The organism is Lonsdalea quercina subsp. quercina (genome assembly GCF_000688695.1).
GTDB classification, from domain to species: domain Bacteria; phylum Pseudomonadota; class Gammaproteobacteria; order Enterobacterales; family Enterobacteriaceae; genus Lonsdalea; species Lonsdalea quercina_D.
Genome location: NZ_JIBQ01000003.1, coordinates 199052 through 224053 on the forward strand (window position 1 = coordinate 199052; position 25002 = coordinate 224053).

Consider the following 25002-nt stretch of genomic DNA (forward strand, 5'->3'; position numbering starts at 1 on the left):
CTTTTTTGTTATGATGGCCCTTATCCTTTCCTCACACCGCGGTTGCCGGGAGTCGTTATGCTGAAACTTCAAGGAATTCATCATATTGCCATCATTGCATCTGACTACGAACGGAGTAAGCGCTTCTACTGCGACCTGCTGGGATTCACCCTGCAGCACGAGATTTATCGTGCCGCCAGAGACTCCTGGAAAGGCGATCTGGCATTGAATGGCCATTACATCATCGAGCTGTTCTCTTTCCCGGATGCGCCTTCGCGCGTGAGTCGTCCCGAAGCTCAGGGACTCAGGCATTTGGCCTTTGCCGTGGATGATATCGACCAGTCGGTCCGCGAGCTGACCCGCAGGGGCGTAAACTGCGAGCCTATTCGTATTGATGAAGAGACCGGGCGACGATTCACCTTCTTTGCCGACCCGGATGATTTGCCGTTGGAATTGTATGAACGATAGCGCTTCTGCTCGTATCGATGAGGAACTGTTAAACGCGGTCGCGCGTCAGGTGACGTCCGGCGACCGTTACCTGCTCGCCTACAGCGGCGGGCTGGATTCCACCGTGCTGCTCCATTTGCTGGTAACGTTACGCGAACAGTGTGGGCTATTGCTGCGGGCGGCGTACGTCCACCACGGACTTAGTGAGTTTGCCGACAGCTGGGCATTGCACTGCGCAAGGCAGTGTGCCGCCTGGGATGTTCCGTTCAGCACTCTGCGGGTGAAGGTAGAGGCGGAGCAAGGAGGAATCGAAGCGGCGGCCCGCGAGGCGCGCTATCGGGCCATCCGTCAACATTTGTCCCCGGAAGAAGCGCTACTGACGGCGCAGCATCTCAACGATCAGAGTGAAACTTTCCTGCTGGCGCTTAAACGGGGCAGTGGTCCCGCAGGGCTGTCGGCGATGGCATCGTCGACACCGTTCGGCGAGCGGATGCATTTACGACCGCTGCTGAACTGCAGCCGCGCTCAACTTGCCGAGTATGCGGCGTATCACGGCCTGAAATGGATTGAAGACGACAGCAATAGCGACGATCGCTTTGATCGCAATTTCCTGCGACGCCACGTTTTACCTGTTTTGACGCAGCGCTGGCCCCATTTTCCGACGGCGGTCTCTCGCAGCGCCAAGCTCTGTGCGGAACAAGAGCAACTGCTGGACGAGTTGCTGGCCGAGTCGCTGCAATCGCTTCGCCGCACCGACGGCGGATTGTCGATTACGGATCTAGCATCTTATAGCCCGCAGCGACGCTCAGCACTGTTACGGCGTTGGCTGGCGGCCGAGGGCGTGCGGATGCCTTCGCAGGAGCAGCTACAGCGGTTGTGGCAGGAAGTAGCACTCTGCCGGCGGGACGCGGAACCACAGTTGCTGCTGGGGCAGTGGCAGATTCGACGTTTTCGCGATTGTTTATATGTGTTGCCGCTGCGTGCGTCGGTCCGAGAGGCGATTTTGACCTGGGACCCGCCGTCAGCGCCTTTGGCGCTTCCCTCGGGGCTGGGTTCGCTGGCGCTGGGGCCTCAGGGGGTTGCGGTGCGCCAGCCGTATCCCGACGAAGCAGTAACCGTCCGCTTTCATGCGCAGGGAAAATTTCACATCGTCGGGCGCGAACACGGGCGCCAGATAAAAAAACTGTGGCAGGAGTTAGGGGTTGCGCCCTGGTTGAGGGAACGGACGCCGTTGATCTTCTACGGCGAACAGCTTATCGCGGCGGTGGGAACGTTTGTCACGCGGGAAGGGCGTCCTGAGTCGGAAGACACGGTCTGGCGTATCGTCTGGCATCCTGCTTCTCTGATGTCATCGGGGCTTTGAAGTGGAAACGGACAACCAGGTTGTCCGTTTAAATTGGCAGGAAAAAGTTCGGTCAGGGTTCGCTAACCACGACTTTACCTATTTCGGGATGGCTGAAGCTGAGGATATGGTCAAGCCGAACTTCTCTGACATCGCCCGCATCATCAAGCAGCAGATATTCGACGTGCTTGCGCGAAATGATGTCACAGGCTTTGCCGGACACGACTTCACCGTTACGCAGTTCCACCGTCAACGTCAGGTGCTGTTGGCAGGTGGCTTCAAGATTGTCGTAATCATCACAATTGATGGGTTGATATTCATTACTCATTGACATAATCGCTCACCAATAAGTTAGCGGCGGCATAGGCCGCCTGTTCCCTGACTGAGGACGGCAAATCGCTGTTTAAGGCAATTTCGTCCAGGGTTTTCAATACACAACCCAGTGCATCGGGTAGATAACCCAGGTCACCGCTGGCGATCTCTGCATAGAGACGACGTACTAATTCACCGTATTTTTGCACTATACCCTCCCTAAGAGCCAGCCTGGTAGCCTTCATAATGACGTCACCGGAGGTGATAAGCCTAAGAAGAAAATGAATGCTATCTTGCCAGCCGACTATAGCATAGGCATTGACCGGTTATCAGTATTATGCCCGAGACCTAATACCAAAGCCGGGGTGTGAGGCACGGCGCTTCTCCAGTACACTGTCGGCCCAAACCAAGAGGTGAAACATGGCGTTAAAAGCAACGGTGTACAAAGCGGCAGTCAATATTGCCGATATGGATCGCCATTTTTTCCACGATGCCGCACTGACGATAGCGCAGCATCCTTCCGAAACCGATCAACGCATGATGCTGCGGCTGCTGGCGTGGATTTGCCACGCCGACGAGACATTGCGGTTTACGAAAGGCCTTTGCGCCGACAACGAACCCGAGATCTGGCGGCACAGTGACGATCAGCAGATTGAGCTGTGGATCGAACTGGGATTGCCGGATGAAAAGCGTTTAAAGAAAGCATGCAGCTTGTCGCGCGAGGTGGTGTTGTATGCCTACAACGAGCGCGCGGCGCGAGTCTGGTGGCAAACGATGGCGGATAAAACGGCGCAGCTTTCCAACCTGACGGTACGTTTTCTGGATGATAAACAGCTGATGCAGATGACCACTCTGGTCGGGCGCAATATGTCGCTACAGGCCACCTTGCAGGAAGGCACCATCTGGTTATCGGACGCTCAGAATCATCTGGAAGTCGTTTTTGATGACTGGAAAATTGCGCGGCAATAGGGATGATCGCTATTCAATCAGGCCATCCTTTCCTTCATTTCTGCGCTAAACGGGTGGCTGTGTCGAGGTTCGCAGTCATGTTGAACTCACGCGAAACAGACCTCGCTCGTAGGGATAGATGCGCAGAAAAGCAGGGAGATTATGATGCATAAGCTGATCATCAGTAGTGTCTTGATGTTTGGTCTGTCGGGGCTTATCGGCTGCCATTCGCATCCGACCGTTCAGTCTGAGTCACTGCAGCCGATGGCGCAGCATTATCGGGGCTCGTTACCCGATAGCCGGACTATTGCGCTGTATCTCGACGCCGACGGGAGTTTCGTTCTGAATACGCATGTTGTGGATAGCGAAGGGCGTCCTCTGCGCAGGCTAGAGAAAGGTCAATGGCAACGCACTGCGGATAAGCTGGTGCTTACGAACACCCACGGTGCTAAGCGTTATTTTTTGGCGAAAAATAACGATCTGACGGTATTAGATGATAACGGCCGCCCATTGCGTTCCTCTCAGCAATACCGCCTGTTTGCCGTCAATCCTGCATAATGTCGGAGCGGAGACGCGCCAGTCTTATCGCTTCCCCCGCATCAAATGCGAACAGGGGAATAAACAGAGAGTGAGATAACTTCGCTTTTTGGCTATCAGGACTGACGCCCGCTGTCGGCTTCGTCTTCCGCTGAAACTTCCCCTGTTTTCTCCACACAAAACTTCCCCACATAACCGTTTCCTGAACAGGCGGGTTTTCTTTCCTCGCATGACTCACAAAATGGTTTGCTGACCTCTGTTCTGTAGGAGGATTTGGCGGGTATGGAGACAGGGCGTTAATAAATCGTCGGGCGATGTTGGGCTAGGCGGAAAATAGTCACGGCCGCCTTGCGACGGCCGTACAGCGTTTTTCCTTCGATTCAGAGCATCTTTTTCAACTGATAGAGCCAGTCGAGCGCCTGACGCGGAGTCAGCATATCCGGGTCGAGCGTCTCCAGCGCTTCAATCGCGGCCGGCGGTTCTTCGGGAGCCAGCAGCATCAACTGCGCCCCGTCGATGTGGCTGCTTGACGCATTATTGGACAGCGTTTCCAGCTCTTTCAGTTTTTGACGCGCGCGTTTGATCACGTCCTTCGGCACCCCCGCCAGCGCCGCTACCGCCAGTCCGTAGCTCTTGCTGGCGGCGCCGTCCTGCACGCTGTGCATAAAGGCGATGGTATCGCCGTGCTCCAGGGCATCCAGATGAACATTGACGACGCCTTCCATTTTCTCCGGCAGATTGGTCAGCTCGAAGTAGTGGGTGGCGAACAGCGTCATCGCTTTGATCTTGTTTGCCAGCGTTTCCGCGCACGACCAGGCCAGCGACAGGCCGTCGTAGGNTGACGTACCTCGGCCGATCTCATCCATTAGCACCAGACTGTGTTCCGTCGCGTTATGCAGAATATTGGCGGTCTCCGTCATTTCCACCATGAAGGTGGAGCGGCCTGACGCCAGATCGTCCGCTGCGCCGACGCGGGTGAAGATGCGGTCGACCGGGCCGATGACGGCCTGCTCAGCCGGTACATAACTGCCGATATGGGCCATTAGTACGATCAACGCCGCCTGACGCATATAGGTGCTTTTCCCGCCCATATTCGGACCGGTGATGATCAGCAGGCGACGCTGCGGGGACAGCGACAACGGATTGGCGATAAACGGCTCGCTGAGCACTTGTTCTACGACGGGGTGGCGGCCGCCTGTGATCTTGATACCGGGGCGATCGCTCAATGTCGGGCAGACATAGTTAAGCGTCTCCGCCCGTTCCGCCAGGTTGCTCAGCACGTCCAATTCCGCCAGCGCGCTGGCGCTTTGCTGCAACTCCGCCAGATGGGGGAGCAGGAGGTCAAACAGCTGGTCGTAAAGCGCTTTCTCCAGCGCCAGCGCCTTACTTTTAGAGGTGAGAACCTTGTCTTCGTACTCTTTCAGCTCGGGGATGATATAGCGCTCGGCGTTTTTCAGCGTTTGACGGCGCACGTAGTGCATCGGCACCAGATGGCTTTGACCGCGGCTAACCTGGATGAAATAGCCGTGCACGCCGTTAAAACCGACTTTCAGCGTATCAATGCCGAGCTTTTCGCGTTCACGGATTTCCAGCTTGTCCAAGTAGTCGGTGGCGCCCGCGGCAAGGCTGCGCCATTCATCCAGCTCTTCGTTGTAGCCGGTGGCGATAACGCCGCCGTCCCGAACCAGAACTGGGGGAGCTTCAACCACCGCGCGTTCCAGCAGATCCCGCAGTTCGTCGAACTGGCCTATCTGGCTGGCGAGCCGCTGAATCGCATCGGCGTCGATCGATGACAGCTGGGCATGAATGTCCGGCAGTTGATGAAAGGCATGGCGCATTCTCGCCAGATCGCGCGGACGCGCCGTGCGCAGCGCCAGCCGCGCCAGAATACGCTCCAGATCGCCGACCTGACGTAGAAAAGGCTGCAATTCGACGGCCAAGTCCTGTAACGCGCCAATGGCCTGCTGACGCTGCGTTAACGTCTGAACGTTGCGGCTTGGCATATGCACCCAACGTTTCAGCATCCGGCTGCCCATCGGCGTCACGGTGCAGTCCAACACGGCCGCCAGCGTATTCTCGGGGCCGCCGGACAGGTTCTGCGTCAGTTCGAGATTGCGTCGCGTCGCGGCATCCATAATGATGCCGTCCTGCTGGCGCTCCATCGTGATGCCGCGAATATGCGGCAGTGAGGTGCGCTGTGTATCTTTGGCGTATTGCAGCAGACATCCGGCGGCGCGCAGCCCGAGCTTGGCCTGTTCGACGCCAAAGCCCGTTAGGTCGCGCGTACCGAACTGCAGGTTCAGCTGCTGGCGGGCCGTATCCAGCTCGAATTCCCACAGGGGGCGGCGGCGCAGCCCGTTGCGATGTTCAATCAGCGACATCAATTCAAACGTTTCGGGATAGAGCAACTCAGCCGGATTGGTGCGCTGCAGTTCAGCGGCCATGCTTTCAGCATCGGCAGGTTCCGCTAGTCGAAAACGCCCTGAGCTGATGTCCAGCATGGCATAACCGAATCCGCGACCATCCTGCCAGATCGCCGCCAGCAGGTTGTCCTGACGCTCCTGAAGCAGTGCTTCATCACTGATGGTGCCCGGCGTCACGATGCGCACCACTTTCCGCTCTACCGGCCCTTTACTTAAGGCTGGGTCGCCAATTTGTTCGCAAATGGCGACGGACTCGCCCAGTTGCACCAGCCGTGCCAGGTAGTTTTCCACCGCATGATGAGGGACGCCAGCCATCGGGATGGGTTCACCCGCCGAGGCGCCGCGCTTGGTTAATGAGATATCCAGCAGCTGAGATGCCCGCTTGGCGTCATCGTAGAACAGCTCGTAAAAATCGCCCATTCGGTAGAACAACAGAATTTCCGGGTGTTCTGCTTTCAGCCTCAGATACTGCTGCATCATGGGGGTGTGGCTATCGAGGTTGTCGGTGGTTTTCATGCGGTTATTTTCATAATCCATTGAATTTACGTTCGATGGTGATTTTTGTTGTTCTTGTAGGGCATCACCGGTGTATCGCAGCGAGCAGCCGGTCGTGTTCGTCGTGAAGTCGGAATGCGACGCCTGCCAATCAATCAGCGGGCTATCATAGCGGAGCGCGTTCGACAGGAAAACCGATCAACAAAACGTTCTCGCTCAAGGCCAGCGACGCGATGAGCCAGGAGATTCACTCAAGGCCGATGCTGGCGAGAATACCAAGCTGAAAAAGCATCGGCGGCAACGGATATCGCGACCTTTATTGACCGCTATACTAGCTCAGCGACCTGCAAACTGACATAGGTAAAACCCGGAAGCGTCCCGCAAACTTTGTGTGAAATAGCTTATTTGGAAATGGCAGAGACTTGTGTTCATCCGTAAGAAAGGGGAAAGGGGCGACAGTACGTAAGGAGTAGCCGGTTCTAGGAAAGAGCATCGCAGCCACCTACAGCAATGATTGTACGAATCGTCAATGTTGAAACTTTTCGCGACGTGGTTCATTCATGCGGTTCCTCGCTTATTCCGCGCGATATGGCTTCCCCCCAATGTTACCTACCAATAAAACTGCCCGGTGTTTTGGCTCCAGCCTACCCAGATAAGGGGGGCTTTCTCGATACATTTTGCCTCAACGGTCATGTCGTCAAAACACAATAAGTCAGTATCTTCGTCCGTTCCTTGGTCTACACGGTAGCCCTCACCGTAGTTTTGGATGAATAAATCATAGCTTCCATCGTTACGTCTGTGAGGGATGCCATAGGTTGCTTGGATTTTATCTTTATTGGCTTCCCACCAAGCGATCTGGCGGTTTTTCAAGTAGGGGAAATGTTTGACGAGAATGATGTTGCCATCATGTACGGCTACGATTTCCACAGGGAGAAGGGACTGCCAAAGTAAATAACCACAGGCCACAGCTGCCATCAAGCTAGCTACTATTCGTTTATTCACCTCGTCTCCCGCTAATTTCCACTCTGGTATTCATTTCGGTAATAAAAGGCTTATACCCGTACTGTTTTGAGCGCTGTAATACAAACCACAACTTGAAGATGGCAAAACTATGATTGTAATCAGTATTCAGGATATCTTTATCATCGAGCCCAAAATGGTCTTGGACACGATAATGGACGACAGCTTTGTAGGAATCCCCCTGTATGTCCAGGGACTCAAGTGTGATATGGGTCGCCCAGGTATCGTGAACGGAGAGGCTAAGAGCATTTACATAGTCTAGCCAACGATCAAACTTGGGTAATACGGTCTGTTTCTGAATATTTTCGCGAAAACGCGACTCTTTATCCTTAGGGATAAATCCGTTGTCGTAATCGATTGAGGATGCAAGCGTCTTTTTGATATTGAGAAGTGTACTGCTGCTGGAATTGTCTTCCAGGATCTGTTCTTTCAATGCACTGTCCAGAAAAGGGCTACTGAATGGCTTACCCGTGTTTTCTTGCATGTGTTTGATCATCTTCATGATGATATTCTCACTTCCCGCAAAGGAGTGAGATCCGTTGCACTCTCCCTGAATTCATCAAACATCATTGCGGCTGCTTCTTCCTGAGTCACCTTTTCGATAGGAGGTGCGTCTTTTTTAAAAAGTTTTCTGATATCGATAGATATAACGGTTCTAGCATAGGTGTTTCGGCATCTAAAGATCGTATTGACCTTATGTCGGCCTGTTTTTTTATAAGTTCTACGGGGTCCACAACGGAAGATGCATTATTGACATCGATATTATATTTACTTTTCAGCGTTTCAATATCGAGATCGCCGCACTTCATGTCATCCGCTTCGTAATCATCCATTTTATGTCTGGTGGTGAAGATGAGCGCCGGTATGGCCATTCTTTGCGGTCCTTGGTGCTCTTCATAAGAGTCAAGCTGCACAAATGACGCGAACCTTTCTTCGACGATTTGCGGTATGTAACTGTAGGCGGGTCTTTTAATTTGTTTATCAATCAGGTAATTCAGCCTGTCTTTAAGAAAAATAGGCAGCCTTTCGTTGAGCCTATTTCCACCGGAAAGAATGCCCATAATCTCCACGCCATAAAACGCGTTTCTGATCAGTAATAGCTTTCCACTACGTATCTCTTCCAGCACGCTTCGATAGGCCATCCAGCGGCGATGGTGAAAAAGATGGTGTTTATCTGCGGATAATCTAAGACCCATTGGGAGGGAGCCTGGCGTCGTCAATGTTGGCTTCAGGTTGTGCGATGCGTTGCAGAGAGCGGTAAGCATGCTCTGGATGAAGCAGGTAGGGAATATCCTCAAGGTAGATATTTGTTAGATGCCTGGCGGTGTAGATATGTAAATTATTCAACTGCAAAAATCCCTTTATTTAAAGCTTTATACTGCATAACTCTCTGATTGACACTGTTACGCAATCATCCCTATTAACACCGTTATTGATATCATAACGCCTTAATATCAACGCGATAAATAACCTGTTGAATCGAGTGGTTAATGGCGGTTTGCCTGAAAGATCGCTGTTTGTATCCCTCCGATTCTTATCAACAGAGCTCATGCGGCAATAGGGTAAAAAAACAGCCGCAGATTTAAAAGGGGGAAGGCAAAAGGGGGGACGGAATCGTCTTTGAAGGTACGACTAGGCCATGCTAATTATTCAACGCTGCCCACGCGGCGGGCTCGTGCTGCCTGAGTCAGTACGCAAGCTGGCAGGTAACTGCTGCGTCTTATTCTGTTTTCGGACACGCGTTGTACTGATTCGGGACTCCACCACGTGGCCGCCTGCGTTTTAACCCCTCACTCCACACTTTCCCGATACGTTGAGGGTTGGTTGAAACTCGACTCCCCGCTAATCGTATATGCTGTCTTTCTGCGTCATCTCATGGCGATTGTGCTAAAAAAACGCGCAGTCTAATGAATGTATATTGAATAATACCTTATGTTAAAGATGAATTATTCTTGATGATGTTTTAGGGTGTTTTACTCTACCGCGCGGCAGCCGTTTAGATTAATTTTTGATTAAATATTGAGTCGACCTCTCTCTATCATCGGATGATGATATCGGTAATAATTTCAATGCCTTTCCGAATGAACTCCGTACCCAATCCAATCTAGAAGACCGCTATATTAACGCGCAGTTAATGGTTTTATCCTTGTTATTCAATGGCTTTGTTGGGTTTTATTGATCTTGGTCGGGTTTTTAATGAAAAGTCAGCCGCAGAGTCCGTTTACCGTCCTGGCGAGCTTAACTACGTGCTTTTTCTGCCGATAGTACTGATGTCGGCAATATCGTTGTTTTGCTCATATATAGGACTTAATATGTCAATCAAACGCTTCTCGCTCATCATCCTTGCTTCACTTTTACTTATCTTTTTCGCCAGTACGCTATCGAATGTGTGGATGCTGATACGCAGCAACAACTCTCTGGATAGTGTGAATAAAGAAATACGTGTCGTGCTGTCGGTCATTGACCCCATCAATCACAGTCGCACCCTGCGTGTACGTCTCATGGAATACATGGAGGATTTGGAAAAAGGGGACAGCCAGAATACTCAGTCGACGCTGGAGGGCGCGAATGCCGTGCTGGCGAAAGCCGATGCGGCGTTTCAGGCTTACCTCAGTGCGCCGAAACAACCGTCTGAAGGTCCGCTGGCCGACGCATATCGCTCGACCTATCTCGCTTACCGCCAGGATGGATTGCAGCCTCTGCTGGATGCGGCAGCCAAAAATGACGAACCCACATTTTATGCGCAGCTGGCCGTCGTACGTAAGCTGGATCGTCAGTACGAAATCGCCTTGGATAAGCTCCTGGAGTTCCGCGAGCAATATGCCAAGCGGCTGAATGAGGATGCGCAGAGTAACTTCACTTTCTCAATGGTCCTGATTGCGATTTTCGCTGTCGTATTTATCGCCATCATCGTCGGGATGATGATCCTGCTGAAGCGCTTCGTTCTGGATCAGTTGGGCGTTGCCAAAGATCACTGTAGTCAGATTGCCAACGGTCATCTGGAAACCTCGGTGAATGGGCGTCTGAAAGGCGAGATTGGCGATCTGATGCGTTCGATGGAGCAAATGCGTCTTTCGCTGGTGCAAATTATCGGGCAGGTGCGCGACTCCAGCTACACCGTCGCTCACGCATCTCAGGAAATTGCAGCGGGCAACATCGACCTGTCCTCCCGCACGGAGCAGCAGGCGTCCGCGCTGGCGGAAACGGCGGCAAGCATGGAAGAGCTGGGGGCGACCGTCAAACAGAATACGGCGAACGTATATCAGGCCACCAGCCTGACTCAGGACGCGGTGAAAGCGGCGCAGGATGGGGAAAAGGTGGCCCGAGAAGTGGGGGACACCATGCTGGGCATCACCGCCAGTTCCAAGAAAATCGAAGACATCACCAGCGTCATCAACGGTATTGCATTCCAGACCAATATATTGGCATTGAACGCGGCGGTAGAAGCGGCGAGAGCTGGAGAGCAGGGGCGGGGATTTGCCGTCGTGGCTGGCGAGGTGCGCAATCTGGCGCAGCGCAGCGCTCAGGCGGCAAAAGAGATAGAAGGGCTGATCAGCGAATCGGTGAACGGCGTACGCATGGGATCGGATCAGGTCACGAAGACCGGCGAAGCGATGTCTGCCATTATCACCTCCATTACGCGTATTAACGATTTGATGGGGGAAATTGCAACGGCGTCCGATGAACAGAGCCGCGGCATCGGTCAGATAGAACAAGCCGTGACGGAAATGGACGGCGTCACGCAGCAAAATGCGGCGTTGGTTCAGGAATCCGCCGCGGCGGCCGCGTCGCTGGAAGAGCAGGTGCATCATCTCACTCATGCCGTCTCCTCTTTCAAACTTCCAACGAATGAAAATACGCTGTTACAGCCCACGTTAACCAAGAGAACGTCTTCGTCCTCCAACGTCAAAGCGCTGCCTTCAAGCAACAGCGGTAAAAAGAAGGGTGAAGATAACTGGGAAAAATTTTAAAAACAGGCGCGCCAATCACTCACCGCCGCTGAGTTTTCCTACGCTGTGGTGATGACCCGGGAAACGGGCCGAGCCGTATAAGGGGNGTACGGTCGGCGAATGGACTTCCCGGGGGCCGACAAGTGATTGGCGAAGGGCGTTGCGGACTCACCCCTGTGGTGTCCGCCTGCCTGGCGTTTGCTCTCTGATTCCATTTCCTTCTCTTCTCTTCGATGCCTGTCGGCAAGTCCCTGATGGAAAGCGATACGTATGCCTGGTGGTCACACACAACCTGTCTCGGGGAAGGTATGGTCGTCACACCCTCGTTCGCCGCTCAGGATATTCATGGCGTTGGCAGCAATTAAAATCAGTGAATCTGGAGCCTGTGGGCATTAATTTCCCCGAACTGCCGGAAAATAACCCGATCGTTTTCTTTATTACCGCAATAGAGAGGCGGAATGAACACCGCATTTTTTATCAAAGAGAACGAATGAAAAAGGGTCCTGGATAATTCTAATGGACTTATTTTTTAATGAGCAAAAAGATATTTTCATTTTGGAAGTAATAGCCCGGAAAGCGTTGTTGAGCGTTATTTTTAGGCAGGCGTCAGGCTATTTTGGTTTAGCAGGGTGATTAAAATTAGCGCCTTTTTTTATATTTTAATTCCGACTAATTTCATCAGGTATTGGGCGTTTGCTGTTCTCGCTTTGTCTTTGCCATTAGTTTTTTAACTAAAGATACATCGTCAGCTGTTTGGCTGGCATTGGCGTGGATGATGCAATTATAAATTCGCCATAAATGTCATAACATTATGAATTTTATTAAAAAATTTGTGTTATCTGATTTGGTTTTGCCTATCTTTATGCTTTTTGACTTAAGGCAATATTATCTCGATAAAAATGATTACTTTAGTTTCATAATGGCGGTGTTATTATATCGCGACACCAGGTCGCCGGATGGGTAATCAACCTTGCACGGCAAGACTTAATAATTCAGGAGCTTTAGATAATGAAAACGCCTCGCACTATAACCTCTCCTAAAAAATTCTTTATCGGCAACGGTATCCTTAATCAGCTCCACGACTTCGTAAAAGACTTCGGGGATAACGCATTAATCGTCTGTGATGAATTCATTCTGCAGAAAGTGAAAGATGACGCTGTGCCGCCCTTACTGGAAAAAGGGATGAAATGTACCGCTGAGAAATTTAATTACGAATGTACTGACGTCGAAATTAATCGTCTTGGCGACATCGTCAACGCTCAGAAAGCGAATGTCATTGTGGGTGTGGGCGGGGGTAAAACGCTCGACGTTTCAAAAGCGGTGGCTTTCTATCAGAAACTCCCTGTCATCCTGTTCCCAACGATTGCGTCTACTGATGCGCCTTGCACCGCGCTGTCCGTTATCTACAAAGAAAACGGTGAATTTGACCGTTACCTGTTCCTTCCGCAGAATCCGGATGCGGTGATTGCGGATACCGCTATCATTGCTTCAGCGCCGGTTCGTTTCTTTGCCGCAGGCGTGGGTGACGCGCTGGCGACCTATTTTGAGGCTCGGGCCTGCTATCAGGCGGACGGCATCAATCTGGTACTGAAGAAACCGTCAAGAACGGGGCTGGAACTGGCCAAGCTGTGTTACCAACTGCTGAGTGAAAACGTGGAATCCGCCATGGATGCCATCAAAAACAAAGTGGCGACGCCTGCACTGGAACAGGCGATTGAATCAACGATCTATTTGAGCGGCGTCGGCGCCGAATCGGGTGGTCTGGCGGCCGCCCATGCGGTGAATAACGGTATGTCCGTCGTGCCGGATTTGCACAAAGCCCAGCACGGTGAAAAAGTGGTATTCGGCCTGCTGACGCAGCTGGTGTTAGAAAACGCGCCGGTCGCGGAGTTCGATGAAGTTATCCGCATCATCAAAACCGCCGGTCTGCCGTTGACGCTGGAAGATATGGGCCTGAAAACGTTTGTCGAGGCTGAATGGCGTAAAGTGGCGGAAATTGCCTGCCACAAAGACGACACCATGGGCAACATGCCGATGGAAGTGACCGAAGAGGATGTCTACAACGCAATGGTCGCGGCTAACAGCCTGGCTGAGCGTTACAAAGCGAAAGCCTAACGCTTCCCGCTGACTCCTCATGCCAACCCGCTTGCCGGGTTGGCATGTCTCTGCTTCTCCGTTTTATGCGGCACGTATCCGTTAACCGCTGACCTCTCTTTTTCTCTTTCGTCGACCCTAAGTATGGCATCGGATTTTCACTGCCAATCGGCGGCTGGCCATCGTGCGGTAGGGGTATTTTTTCGCGTGAACTCGTCCTGTCCGCGCTGAATTCATCCGAAATTTTTATTATCTATTATACTGTCTTCGTTCATAAAACTGAGGCACAGCAGAGGCTGTGAATAGAGCAGAGATGGAATATTATTGCTTCGTATTAATAAAGTTTATTATTGGTTTTACTATTGTGATTACGCACCTGAATGTTTCAGGTAAAACACAGTTATCGCAAATGACGCCGGTGGACTTCATCGGTAACTTCGTTCTCGGGGGGATTATCGGCGGCGTTATTTACAGCGACAGCATTCCACTCTACCAATACATCATCGTGTTATTTATTGGCGTTGGACTTATTTCCTTGCTGAATTTTATCAGTAAGCATTTTCATCTTTTTCGCTCTATCGCCATTGGCGATCCTTTACCGATCGTCAAAAAAGGCCGTTTTCTGATGGAAAACATCCTGCGACAGAAGAACAAAATCGACATTCTTAATGTCGCCTCGCAGCTTCATTCTCAGGGGATTCGTTCATTCCAGCAAATTACCTATGCTCAGATCGAGCCCAGCGGTCAGTTGACGGTGGTCTGTGAAGACAACGAAATGCCTTCGGTCATTGTCATGAAAGACGGTGAAATCAGGCGAAAAGAATTGGAACAAATTGAAAAAGATGAGGATTGGCTGCAAAACAAGCTTCGTGAGCATGAACTTGAAGAAGATGACATCTTTATCGCGGAGTTTTGGGACGGCAATTTGATGTTTATCCTGCGCGACGGCTCGGTCCTTAAGTAGCGTTTGTGCGATATTCGGCGGATAGCGGACGTTACGTTTCGTTAATCCGTTTTGACAGATACGTATAATCCCTTGTAGGAACACGTCTTTTCTCCTTTTCCGGGGCCATTAACCTAGGTCGATGGCCCCGGTTTTCGTGCTGCCATAAAGTCCTTTACGTAAAGATGGCTACTCAGCGAGGCCTTAAAACGTTAAAATATGCTCAGCTGAATATACTGCTATTGATTTTATTGGTTTTTTACATACATTTTTTTATTTTTAGGAATTTTATCATGCAACAGCTACCCAATTGCCCAAAATGCCAATCTGAATACACCTGGCAGGACAACGACATGCTCAACTGTCCTGAATGCGGGCATGTTTGGTCCATGGCAGGCGAGGCCGCGGAGCAGGAAGAAGGACTGGTCGTTCGCGATGCTAACGGCAACTTGCTGGCTGATGGCGACACCGTCACCGTGATCAAGGATCTGAAAGTGAAGGGGAGCTCTACGCCGCTGAAAATTGGTACGCGTGTGAAAGGTATCCGCCTGGTGGAAGGCGATCACAACATCGATTGCAAAATCGACGGTTTCGGCGCGATGAAACTAAAATCCGAATTCGTGAAGAAAAACTAAATCGCCGTGCTCTCGCTTCCTGAAATCGCCGTATTCATTTCAGGAAGCCTCCCTTTTATTTGTCCCACACGATCTATCCTCGTCGATCCGTTCATCCATTTCCGGTGGTAAATACAGCCGCCTTTCCCGTCCGCGAGCGCTGAAACATGGGCCTCGATTTCACTAATGCGACCAGCAGACCACGACCAAGAAAGCGGCCCCACCGCTGAGAATGAAACCCTCCGTCGGGCATTGCCGCCGGTTCCGCCGCGTCTGATTGCGCTGTATTGGCTTCAGCGTCCAGAGCGGCGCTGTAGAACCGCAACCGCTCGAGAAAGTCATGACGCGACGTCAGCGATAGAAAAGAGNGCGATTGAACAGCCCGCAGACACATTCGTGCTTCTCGATTGGCAGGCTGGCCTGCGCTACATTCTTGCAGAAAGCGCCTGCGCCGCCGCAGGGGCTGTTGAGGGCGCGACCTCGTGCACCTTAGTGCCTCCATAGGACCTGAAAGGAAAAAAAGGCGAGCTGAAATGGCGAAGGAGCACATAGCATATTATCTTTAAGCGGTGAGTCGTGGGGAAAACAACAACAACGGCGCAAAACGGAAGCATGACATCCGCTCTCCACGGGGAAGTAGCGGAAAGGGGAAATAGTGGCGTAGCCATCAATTCTCTATTTTTATTCTTTTTTAGTCTTAACGAAAAAATGCATTAGCCGATATATTTTAGAGAACAGACTCTTTTTTGATTCTGATGTCAGCCCTCCCTAATACATGATGTTCTTTCATGCCAGGGGGACGGTTGAGCCTAATTTCTCTGCTGCTTGATATTCGCCACCAGGAGCCTGTTCGCATTTCGAATAATCGCTTTCGGGATGGAAGCATTTGAACTTTATTTCAATACTTTGGTGTTAGTTATTACGATAACTCGTCGTTTTTACGGTGTGATGGCATTAATTGAAATATAACAAGGAGACGTATTGTGGCTATATCCGGTATTGAGACACACAGTCAAAATATAAAGCCTTATTATCCCCTCGTGGCATCAATTAGCGCGTCGAATAATAGCGGCTCATCCACAGCGGGTAGCACGGGCGGCTTTCCTCTGAGCAGTCAGACGGGAACAAGCTTCAGCGACGTTTCCACGCAGGTGTTCACCACGGGGACGGTGAGCGCGTCTGATTCAACGCAGTCGACCGACGAGCGGCTGGAGGATCTCGAGGCCCAGCTACAGTCTCGCGAAGCCCAGCAGGCTAAGGACGACAAAGAGGAAGTGCAGTCCGACTCGCTTGAACGCTCTCTACAAATGATCAACGGGATCCCGATGTACGGCGGCACATTGGTTTCGATGATCAGTTATCCCGACGGGAGCTGGGAAGCGTACGACGCCTTCTCCGGCGAACCGGTCACCACCGAAGAGCTGGTGAAGATGGGGCAAGAGAGCAGCAGTGCGGACAGCGATATGTTCAGCTTCTATAGCAAAGGGATATATAAAGGCCTCTCCGCCGCTGAAATTTACGAAAAGATTCAGCAGATGATGGGGGGAGGTTCGGACGAGATGGCCTGGGGCGTCGTCGGGTCTTCTGAGGTCTCCTCGACGAACGCTTAACGATGGCTTCGTTGTTTGCAAACCGGTTAGGGGAGCACGCGTTCTGGATAAAATGATGCCGGCCGGNCAGGCATAACGCCTGACGTAGATTGACTTTCGCACGGTATCACAGGAATAGACGTATTGAACGGCGACCGGAATATCGGCATTTATCCTTTTAACGATCTGCCTTGTTTTGTGTCATTAGCCACCCACAAATCTTCATGTTACGCGCCTAGTTGTTATTAATCGTGTTATCCACGTTGTTATTGGCGGACCGCTATTTCGGTCCGCCTTTTTTTATATCATCGTCGGGCGAATAATTTATCGCCGACGTTGCGCAAAAAATGCTCTCCGTCATCCCGTTTCACTCATCACTACCTGACGCCACCGCCGGAAGTCCGACTACTTCACCGCGCTTCTTCGAGTATCCTTGCGCTGAATAAGTTGCCTGACCGCCTCATTCGCCCCCGATTTGTTCGATGGTTTTCCCATTTTCATTCTTCGATACCGAATCCATCTGAGATGGACTCGGTGAAAAAAACGGATCTTAATGTTTCAAAAAAAATAATTACTTAAAGTGACTCATATCAATAACTTCAATAAGTTAAGCAATGTTTTGTCATCACCCACCACAGAAGAAACGGGAGACCGTTGCCTGAAAGGGCGATGCCTTCCAGCCATGCGGCCCTGGTGATAGGCGTTGCGTAAAAAAACAGAGCGCAGAGAAGCGCAAAACACGGCAGTTAATCAAAAGGATCCGTTTTCATGAGTCGTACCACTCACAAGCTGTCCCCGCCTTTTCATGCCGAACATATCGGTAGTTTTGTCCGCCCGCCACGGTTACGACAAGCGCGTCAGGATTGGGAGCAGGGGAGGCTTTCTCGCGACGCGCTGACCGAGATCGAAGACGAAGAAATTGTGCGCGCGATAGACCAGCAGAAAGCCTGCGGATTGCGTATTCTCACCGACGGTGAATTCAGGCGCGTATGCTGGCAGACCGATTTTTTCGAGCATCTTCCGGGGATCCGGCGACTTTCCGCTCCGCCTGTCGAGGAAAAGCCGATAGCGAGCGGCATTGAGGTGGTGGGGGAGATTTCGTTCGATGCGTCGCACCCGTTCCTGGCGCATTTTCGCTTTCTGCATCAGGCGATCAGCCATGATTCCACACTGCTGGCCAAGCAGACGCTGCCCAGCCCGACGATGCTCCTGCATCCCTCCCTGCGTAACAACGCGTGTTATCCCTCGCTTGAGGCGTACGGTAGTGCTTTGTCCCACGCCTACCGTCAGGCGATACAGGCCTTTTATGAGGCCGGCTGCCGTTATTTACAGCTGGATGACATGATGTGGGCTTATCTATCTGACGGCGCGGTCATCGCACACGAACAAAGCATGGGGAACGATCCGAAGTCTCTGCTGGAACTGTGTATCCATACGCTGAATCAGGCGCTGGCGGACAAACCGGAAGACATGTATGTCAGCCTGCATTTGTGCCGGGGCGAGTTTTCCGGCAATTGGCGCTATGACGACGGGCTGAATGCCATGGCACATGCGATGGCACGCGCGCAGGTCGACGGCGTGATGGTGGAATATGACGACCGCCGTCCGGCGGAACTGGAATTGCTCCGCCACGTCACCAGCCAGCAGGTCGTACTCGGGATTGTGAGCAGCCGGCAGGCAGAGTTGGAGGACCCATCGCAGGTCACCATGGCGGTCAATACGGCATCCCTTTATATGCCGCTGCGCAGGCTGGCGTTGAGCCCGACCTGCGGTTTCTCCCCCGGAAACCGCGACTCTGTCCTGAGTGAAGCGCAGCAGTGGGCTAAGCTCAAGCACGTCGTCGACATCGCGAAAACCGTCTGGATGATCCCTGATTAAGTCGACGGTTTCAGGAGAATCATAGCGAGAAAGGCGGCGCTATTCGCTGCCGCCTGCAATAACTGATTGATATCGTTTTGCCGCTAACTAAACTGGCTGCATCCAACTTCTCATCATGCGGGATCCCATGGAGCTGATTCACCTTGTTTACCGGCAATATCGCTGGCCTTTCATCGCCGTCATCCTTCTGAGTCTGGCCAGCGCGGCGCTGGGCATTGGTCTGATCGCGTTTATTAACCAACGGTTGATTGCCTCCTCGCATTCAGATCTTTGGGTGTTACCGCAGTTTCTGGGATTACTGCTGCTTCTGATGGCGGTCACTCTGGGCGCCCAGCTGGCGCTGACGCTGTTAGGACACCATTTTGTCAGCCGTATGCGCGGACAGCTGATCAAACGCATTCTAGATACCAGTCTGGAGCGCATGAACCAGATCGGCCATGCTCAGCTGCTGGCCAGCCTCTCTAACGATATCCGCAGTATCACGATCGCCTTCGTTCGCCTGCCGGAACTGGTGCAGGGCGTTGTTCTGACCGTCGGCGCGGCCTGTTATCTGGCGTGGCTGTCGCCGCGTATGATGCTGGTCACCACGCTGTGGGTGACCGTCACCATCTGGGGCGGTTATTGGCTGGTCTCCCGCGTTTACCGCCATTTCAACCGTGTTCGGGAAATGGAAGATAGCCTGCACGAAGACTATGAGCGGGTCATTTCGGGATGTAAGGAGCTGGCGCTGAATCGGGACCGCGCTCAGCGGCTGTACGAAGAGGATTATCAACAGCACGCCAGGGAATATCAGCACCATATCGTGCGTGCCGATTCTTATCATCTCAGCGCGATCAATTGGTCGAACATTATGATGCTGGGCACAATCGGCGCGGCGTTCTTCATGGCCAACGGCCTCGGGTGGGCGGACAACGCGGTGGCCGCGACCTATTCGCTGACGCTGTTATTCCTGCGCACGCCCTTGTTGCAGGCGGTCGGCGCGTTGCCGACGTTGCTCAGCGCACAGGTGGCATTCGATAAGCTGCGTCGGCTCAAGTTGAACCCTTATCAGGAAGGCTTTCCGGCGTTCGCCGCCCCGCGGCACTGGCAGTCCATCGAGCTACGCGACGTCCGCTTCCGCTATGGTCAATCCGGCTTTGAGGTTGGTCCGATTAACGTGCGTATCCAGCGCGGAGAACAGGTGTTTGTCATCGGCGGCAACGGCAGTGGAAAATCCACGCTGGCGATGCTGCTGACCGGGCTGTATACGCCGGTCAGCGGACAAATTTTGTTGGATGGCAATCCTGTATCGTTGCCGGACTATCAGGCGCTGTTCTCGGCGGTCTTTACCGATTGCCATTTGTTTGACCGTTTGATGGGACCGCAAGGCGAAGCGCCGCCAACGGCGCTAATCGAACGCTGGGTGGAACGTCTCAGTATGCAGCACAAACTGCGGTTGAACGGGACCCAAATTGAAGACTTGTCGCTGTCTCAGGGGCAGCGGAAACGGGTCGCTTTGCTGCTGGCGCTGGCAGAGCAGCGAGAAATCCTGCTATTGGACGAGTGGGCCGCGGATCAGGATCCTCAGTTTCGACGCGTGTTTTATCAGGTGCTGTTGCCGCATCTGATGGCCGAAGGCAAGACGGTGATCGCCATCAGCCACGACGATCACTATTTTAGTCAGGCGGATCGGTTACTGGAGATGCGCGCCGGTCAACTGGTGGAACTGACCGGACAGGCGCGTGCCGACGCCAGCCGCGATGCCGTCGCCAGGATCAACCGTTGCGAGGAAGGGGACGCGCGCTGACGAGCCGCTTCTTCCGCTCGGCTCTTCGCTGAAGCCCGCGTAATTACCGCGTTGCTGTGGTTCGATGTTCTTATTCCCCCGCTTTGCTTGTATGATTCAGCTCTTGGTATGACAGAAGACGGCTGATGTGATGGCCGTCGACTAAGCACCTTTTCCATACGGGCGATGTCACCTGTCATTCCGGACCACGCGGTGCTCGAAACCCTCACGTACATCCTTGTGCGCGCCGGATGCTCGGCACCGTTTGTGTCCAGACTGGCGGCGGCAATAACGCTTTGTGGGATAGGTTCTATGATTAATTAAGGACTCGTCGTTACATGACACGACCGATTTTTATGGTTGGCGCCAGAGGGTGTGGCAAAACTACCGTGGGCGGGGAGCTGGCGCGCGCGCTCGGCTATCAGTTCGTTGATACCGATATTTTCATGCAGGAAACCAGTCAGATGACGGTGGCTGACGTCGTAGCACAGGAAGGCTGGCCGGGTTTTCGCCGACGCGAATGTGCCGCACTTCAGGCGGTAACGCAGCCTGAGTGCGTGATTGCCACCGGCGGCGGCATTGTGCTGCTGGACGACAATTGCCGCTTTATGCAGGAGCAGGGAAGAGTCATCTACCTGCATGCGCCAGCAGGGCTATTGGCTCAACGGCTGGTGGTCGACCCTCAGGCCGAACAACGGCCAACGCTGACGGGGCGCCCCATCGCGGCGGAAATGGCGGCGGTACTGGCAGAACGTGAGGCGCTCTACCAGTCTGTCGCGCACCACGTCATTGATGCGACGCAGACCCCTGACGCCATTGTCGCGGACGTATTGCAGGCGCTCAGGATGGCGGCGGCCTGAGCCCGCGTCGCGGCGACAGCCGATGCGGCCTTGTTCCAGGATAATTTTTCATAACATGATGACTGTTAGATAAGAGGATGTTTGTATGCTGCAGGTGAACGAGTATTTCTCAGGAAAAGTAAAATCGATTGGCTTTGACAACAGCGCAGATGGCCGTGCGAGCGTAGGGGTAATGGCGGAAGGCGAATACACCTTCGGTACCGGTCAGGCCGAAGAAATGACAGTTATCAGCGGTGCGTTAAATGTACTTCTGCCGGGTGCGGTGGAATGGCAGTTGTTCTCCGCCGGGGAGATGTTCTCCGTGCCGGGGCATAGCGAGTTTAATCTGCAGGTCGCCGAACCGACGGCCTATCTGTGCAAATACCTCTAATCCAGGTCGTCTGCTAGGCGGACACCGTCAGACACGGTGTCCGACGCGCCGAAGTCGCCGTCTCAACCCGTGTGTTATTCACCCTGCTGATTTTTCACTGCACCGCACCTCGGTCAGCGTGAGTGCGTCATCCCTTTTCTCTGAATGTTTTTTCTGTGGAAGCGATTATTTCTGGGTTTAGGCGTCGATCGTTATTTTACGTGTAATGAAATAAATTAAACGTCGACGTAACACTATTTCACTATCACCCTTGATCTTTGAAGTGCTATTTTTCTCGGCGCATTATCGGCAGCCAAAATAAAAACTTTACTCGCTTTGGTGAAATATAAAAATTGCCTATGGAACGCTGTGTTCTATTTTTATTAAAGGGTTTATTGGAAGCCTAATTTATCGATTTTGATGCTATTTTCTTATATTAAAAAAAGGACATAACGCTGTGAATAAATTTCCTTCCGTTGTATTTTGCTGAAGGGGCCGCGGCCGCGCGGGAGTAAATGGGGTGCATCAGGAGGAAAAACAGAACGCTGGCAGAGTATATAAAGAAAAGAAATCCTCTGGCATTTAATTGAGGAAATTATATTGGATATTCAAATCGTTATTACAAATGGTTGACTATTATGCTCAAAACTACACGCGCTCGCATTTTGGCTGTATGTACCGCAATTATCGTTTTATCTCTGATTATTAATACCTTCCTGAATTACCAGGTTGCGGGGAAATATAACGATAAATCTATTGATAATATGCTGTCTGCCGTGACGGAAAGTCACAGCCTGGCTATTGGCGACTGGGTGGCATCGAAAAAACAGATGATGGCTTCGTTGTACGATGTCGCCGCTGGCAGCGACGATCCTGTGCCGATATTCCGGCAGATAACCCGGTCGGGCGACTTCATCAATGTGTATATGGGCTACGCCAACGGGACGGCCAAGTTCGTTGAGACCGGCGGCATTCCCGCAGACTATAACCCGACGGTACGGCCGTGGTATCAGCAGGCGGTAAAAGAGGGCAAGCCGCTGGTGACCGCACCTTATATGGATATGGTCACCAATACCATCGTGGTGTCGTTTGTCGCGCCGGTCATTGATAACGGCACCCTGAAAGGCGTTGTCGGCAGTGATATGGCGATGAAAAATGTGATCGCCAACGTCAATGCCATTCATCCCACCACCGAGAGTTACGGCCTGCTTATTCAATCCGACGGCACCATCATCGCCCATCCCAACCCTGAAATGACGATGAAACCGCTGAAGGACATCGCGCCTGAGGTGGCCTTAGATCGCATTCTGTCCGCCAAAACTCCCGTCGAGGTGACGCTCTCCGGCGTCGACAAACTGGTGCTCGCCAGACCTGTCGCGGGGACGGACTGGTATGTGCTCGTCGCGCTCGACAAGGCGCAGGCGACGGCGGGGATGCATTCGCTGCTTCTNACGTCGATCATTACGCTGGTGGTCATTGCGCTACTCGGATCGCTGATCGTCAGCGTGATGGTGAATTCGTCGCTGAGACGTCTGCTACAGGTGCGTGATGCGATGGACGACATCAGCAACGGAACCAATGACCTGACCCAGCGTTTGCCGGATGAAGGGCATGATGAAGTGGCGCAGATCGCACGTTCGTTTAACAGCTTCGTCGATAAACTCAGCATGATTATGCTGCAAATCCGCGATGTGAGCGCCTCGCTGCAAATGGCGGCCAACGAGATTTCCGCGGGCAATAACGACTTGTCCTCTCGTACCGAAGCCTCTGCGGCGAGCTTGCAGCAAACGGCGTCGGCGCTGGAACAGATTTCGGCGACGGTCACCCAGTCGGCGGGGTCGGCCCAGCATGTCAATGAGCGCTCACTGATACTGGCGAAAGATGCCCGCAGTGGCGGCAAAGTGGTCTCGGATGTGATTGTGACCATGGACGATATCGTGGTGGCCTCCGGAAAAATCGGCGACATCATCGGCGTCATTGACGGCATTGCGTTCCAGACCAATATTCTGGCGCTTAACGCCGCAGTCGAAGCCGCTCGCGCCGGCGAGCAGGGCCGGGGATTCGCCGTCGTTGCGGGTGAGGTGAGAGCGCTCGCTCAGCGCAGCGCCCAGGCGGCAAAAGAGATCAAGGAACTGATCGAGTCCACGGTGCGCAGCGTGGGCGCAGGCTCGAAGCAGGTGCGTCAGGCCAGCAGCACCATGAATGAAATTGTCGGCGGCGTATCGACGGTCACGACGGTGATGTCAGAGATCACCCATGCATCGGAAGAGCAGATGAGGGGAATTCAGGAGATCAATAAGGCGATGGCGCAGCTGGACTCAATGGTGCAGCAGAATGCGGCGTTAGTTCAGGAGTCTGCCGCCGCGTTTGCTTCGCTGCAATCGCAAACCGAGGAGCTGAATTCGGCGGTCGGTCACTTCAAACTGTAATCGTTATTCCCCCGCCTACAGGCGGGGGGATGTTAACGAAGGAGAGCGGGAAGGGATTAACGCGGGGCTTCTCCGCCCAACGCTTCGATCAGGTTAGCGATGAGCGCGGCCAATTCCGCCGTCATCAGAATGAAATCCGCATCGAATTTCTGCGCGAAATCCTCACGGTCAATATCATCATTCTGCTCCCGCAGCTCGTCTGAGAATTTCAGGCGTTTCAGCGAACCATCGTCGGCCAGCATCAGTTGAACTCGCTCCTGCCAGTCCAGCGCCAGTTTGGTCACCAGCTTGCCCGCTTCGATATGTACGGCAATTTCGTCGCTGACCAAATCCTGTTTCTTGCAGCGAATCACGCCGCCGTCTTCCAGGATGGCCTTCAGCTCGGCTTCGTCCATCAAGGCGAAGCCCTGCGGGGTTTGGCCGGAGCGGACCCACTCGGTCATCGTCAGCTCGATGGGGCTTTCCATCGTCAGCGGCACAACGGGCAAAGAACCGAGCGTTTTGCGCAGCAGCGCCAGCGTATCTTCCGCCTTTTTGGCGCTGGCGGCGTCGACCATAATCAGGCCGTTGACCGTATCAATCCACAGCCAGATCTGGCTAAACCGGCTGAATGCACGCGGCAGCAAGCTGTGCAGCACTTCATCCTTGAGGGCGTCTTTCTCGGTTTTTTTCAGTTTGCGGTGCTGTTCGTTTTCCAGCTTATCGATTTTGGCTTCCAGCGCCTGCTTGATGACCGGCGACGGCAGGATCTTTTCCTCTTTGCGGGCGCAGATCAGAATTTGGCCGTTAACTTCGTGCGTCAGGGCATCGCTGTGGGAGCCCATCGGCGACNCCCAGCCGCTTTTGGTCATGTCCTGACTGCCGCACGGCGTGAAGGAGAATGAGGCCAGCTGCTTTTCCATTTCGTCCGCAGACAAGCGGACGTCGCGGCTGAGGCGATAAATCATTAAATTTTTAAACCACAGCATTCTGTTATTCCAGGCTGATGCGCAAAAAGAAGACGCGCGCAGGATTAATGTCAGCGCGCA

At 52.9% G+C, this 25002-nt stretch carries 21 protein-coding genes; 14 read left to right on the forward strand and 7 right to left on the reverse strand.

Annotation, left to right across the window (positions count from 1 at the left end):
- Positions 1-57 precede the first annotated feature (57 nt).
- Positions 58-447 (forward strand): VOC family protein, encoded by a 390-nt coding sequence (locus SB13_RS02185; protein ID WP_026738776.1) that lies wholly within the window; start codon positions 58-60, stop codon positions 445-447.
- Positions 437-1789, forward strand: coding sequence for a tRNA lysidine(34) synthetase TilS (tilS, locus tag SB13_RS02190; RefSeq protein ID WP_026738777.1), 1353 nt, complete (start codon positions 437-439; stop codon positions 1787-1789). Before SB13_RS02185 ends, tilS begins: the two co-directional genes overlap by 11 nt.
- Positions 1790-1841: 52 nt before the next feature.
- On the opposite strand, the gene rof is transcribed toward tilS, so the two are convergent.
- Both rof and SB13_RS02200 read right to left on the reverse strand, forming a co-directional pair.
- Positions 1842-2102 carry a Rho-binding antiterminator gene (rof, locus tag SB13_RS17125; RefSeq protein WP_026738778.1) on the reverse strand — a complete coding sequence of 87 codons (261 nt, stop codon included), beginning with the start codon at positions 2100-2102 and terminating at the stop codon, positions 1842-1844.
- The gene (locus tag SB13_RS02200) at positions 2089-2289 is read right to left on the reverse strand and encodes a YaeP family protein (protein ID WP_026738779.1); all 201 of its coding nucleotides are present in this window, start codon (positions 2287-2289) and stop codon (positions 2089-2091) included. The genes rof and SB13_RS02200 overlap by 14 nt, the downstream gene beginning before the upstream one ends.
- A gap of 211 nt (positions 2290-2500) precedes the next feature.
- Between SB13_RS02200 and SB13_RS02205 the strand changes: the two genes are divergently transcribed.
- Together SB13_RS02205 and SB13_RS02210 are read left to right on the forward strand one after the other, a co-directional pair.
- Positions 2501-3049, forward strand: a complete 549-nt coding sequence (locus tag SB13_RS02205; RefSeq protein ID WP_026738780.1) for a YaeQ family protein — start codon at positions 2501-2503, stop codon at positions 3047-3049.
- 141 nt (positions 3050-3190) lie between these two features.
- Entirely contained in the window at positions 3191-3586 is a 396-nt protein-coding gene (locus SB13_RS02210) for a copper resistance protein NlpE N-terminal domain-containing protein (RefSeq protein ID WP_081821813.1), read from the forward strand.
- A gap of 359 nt (positions 3587-3945) precedes the next feature.
- Here SB13_RS02210 and mutS read toward each other — a convergent pair whose 3' ends face one another.
- The 4 genes from mutS to SB13_RS02235 form a co-directional block, all read right to left on the reverse strand.
- On the reverse strand, positions 3946-6504 hold the full coding sequence (gene mutS / locus SB13_RS02220) for a DNA mismatch repair protein MutS (RefSeq protein WP_026738782.1): 2559 nt from the start codon (positions 6502-6504) through the stop codon (positions 3946-3948).
- 588 nt (positions 6505-7092) lie between these two features.
- Complete coding sequence (locus SB13_RS02225) at positions 7093-7485, reverse strand: DUF943 family protein (RefSeq protein WP_026738783.1); 393 nt, start codon at positions 7483-7485, stop codon at positions 7093-7095.
- A complete protein-coding gene (locus tag SB13_RS02230; RefSeq protein WP_051616303.1) occupies positions 7478-8005 on the reverse strand; it encodes a DUF3289 family protein in 528 nt (175 codons plus the stop codon). The genes SB13_RS02225 and SB13_RS02230 overlap by 8 nt, the downstream gene beginning before the upstream one ends.
- Positions 8006-8093: 88 nt before the next feature.
- Positions 8094-8699 carry a DUF3289 family protein gene (locus tag SB13_RS02235; protein WP_026738784.1) on the reverse strand — a complete coding sequence of 202 codons (606 nt, stop codon included), beginning with the start codon at positions 8697-8699 and terminating at the stop codon, positions 8094-8096.
- Positions 8700-9815: 1116 nt separating this feature from the next.
- Here SB13_RS02235 and SB13_RS02240 point away from each other — a divergent pair.
- From SB13_RS02240 to SB13_RS02285, 10 genes are all read left to right on the forward strand, one after another.
- Positions 9816-11474, forward strand: coding sequence for a methyl-accepting chemotaxis protein (locus tag SB13_RS02240; RefSeq protein WP_072000189.1), 1659 nt, complete (start codon positions 9816-9818; stop codon positions 11472-11474).
- 987 nt (positions 11475-12461) lie between these two features.
- Entirely contained in the window at positions 12462-13568 is a 1107-nt protein-coding gene (locus tag SB13_RS02245) for a glycerol dehydrogenase (RefSeq protein WP_026738785.1), read from the forward strand.
- 292 nt (positions 13569-13860) lie between these two features.
- A complete protein-coding gene (locus SB13_RS02250) occupies positions 13861-14511 on the forward strand; it encodes a DUF421 domain-containing protein (protein WP_026738786.1) in 651 nt (216 codons plus the stop codon).
- A 272-nt stretch (positions 14512-14783) separates the two neighbouring features.
- Positions 14784-15125 (forward strand): zinc ribbon domain-containing protein YjdM, encoded by a 342-nt coding sequence (locus tag SB13_RS02255; protein WP_026738787.1) that lies wholly within the window; start codon positions 14784-14786, stop codon positions 15123-15125.
- 962 nt (positions 15126-16087) lie between these two features.
- A complete protein-coding gene (locus SB13_RS16995; protein WP_051616305.1) occupies positions 16088-16714 on the forward strand; it encodes a hypothetical protein in 627 nt (208 codons plus the stop codon).
- Positions 16715-17461: 747 nt separating this feature from the next.
- Entirely contained in the window at positions 17462-18571 is a 1110-nt protein-coding gene (locus tag SB13_RS02265) for a 5-methyltetrahydropteroyltriglutamate--homocysteine S-methyltransferase (protein ID WP_026738788.1), read from the forward strand.
- Between the two features lie 127 nt (positions 18572-18698).
- Positions 18699-20357 (forward strand): multidrug ABC transporter permease/ATP-binding protein, encoded by a 1659-nt coding sequence (locus tag SB13_RS02270; RefSeq protein ID WP_026738789.1) that lies wholly within the window; start codon positions 18699-18701, stop codon positions 20355-20357.
- A 317-nt stretch (positions 20358-20674) separates the two neighbouring features.
- Entirely contained in the window at positions 20675-21196 is a 522-nt protein-coding gene (gene aroL / locus SB13_RS02275) for a shikimate kinase AroL (protein WP_026738790.1), read from the forward strand.
- 85 nt (positions 21197-21281) lie between these two features.
- The gene (gene ppnP / locus SB13_RS02280; protein WP_026738791.1) at positions 21282-21566 is read left to right on the forward strand and encodes a pyrimidine/purine nucleoside phosphorylase; all 285 of its coding nucleotides are present in this window, start codon (positions 21282-21284) and stop codon (positions 21564-21566) included.
- Positions 21567-22183: 617 nt separating this feature from the next.
- Entirely contained in the window at positions 22184-23974 is a 1791-nt protein-coding gene (locus SB13_RS02285) for a methyl-accepting chemotaxis protein (RefSeq protein ID WP_026738792.1), read from the forward strand.
- Positions 23975-24030: 56 nt separating this feature from the next.
- Here SB13_RS02285 and rdgC read toward each other — a convergent pair whose 3' ends face one another.
- A complete protein-coding gene (rdgC, locus tag SB13_RS02290; RefSeq protein ID WP_026738793.1) occupies positions 24031-24942 on the reverse strand; it encodes a recombination-associated protein RdgC in 912 nt (303 codons plus the stop codon).
- Between the last annotated feature and the right edge of the window lie 60 nt (positions 24943-25002).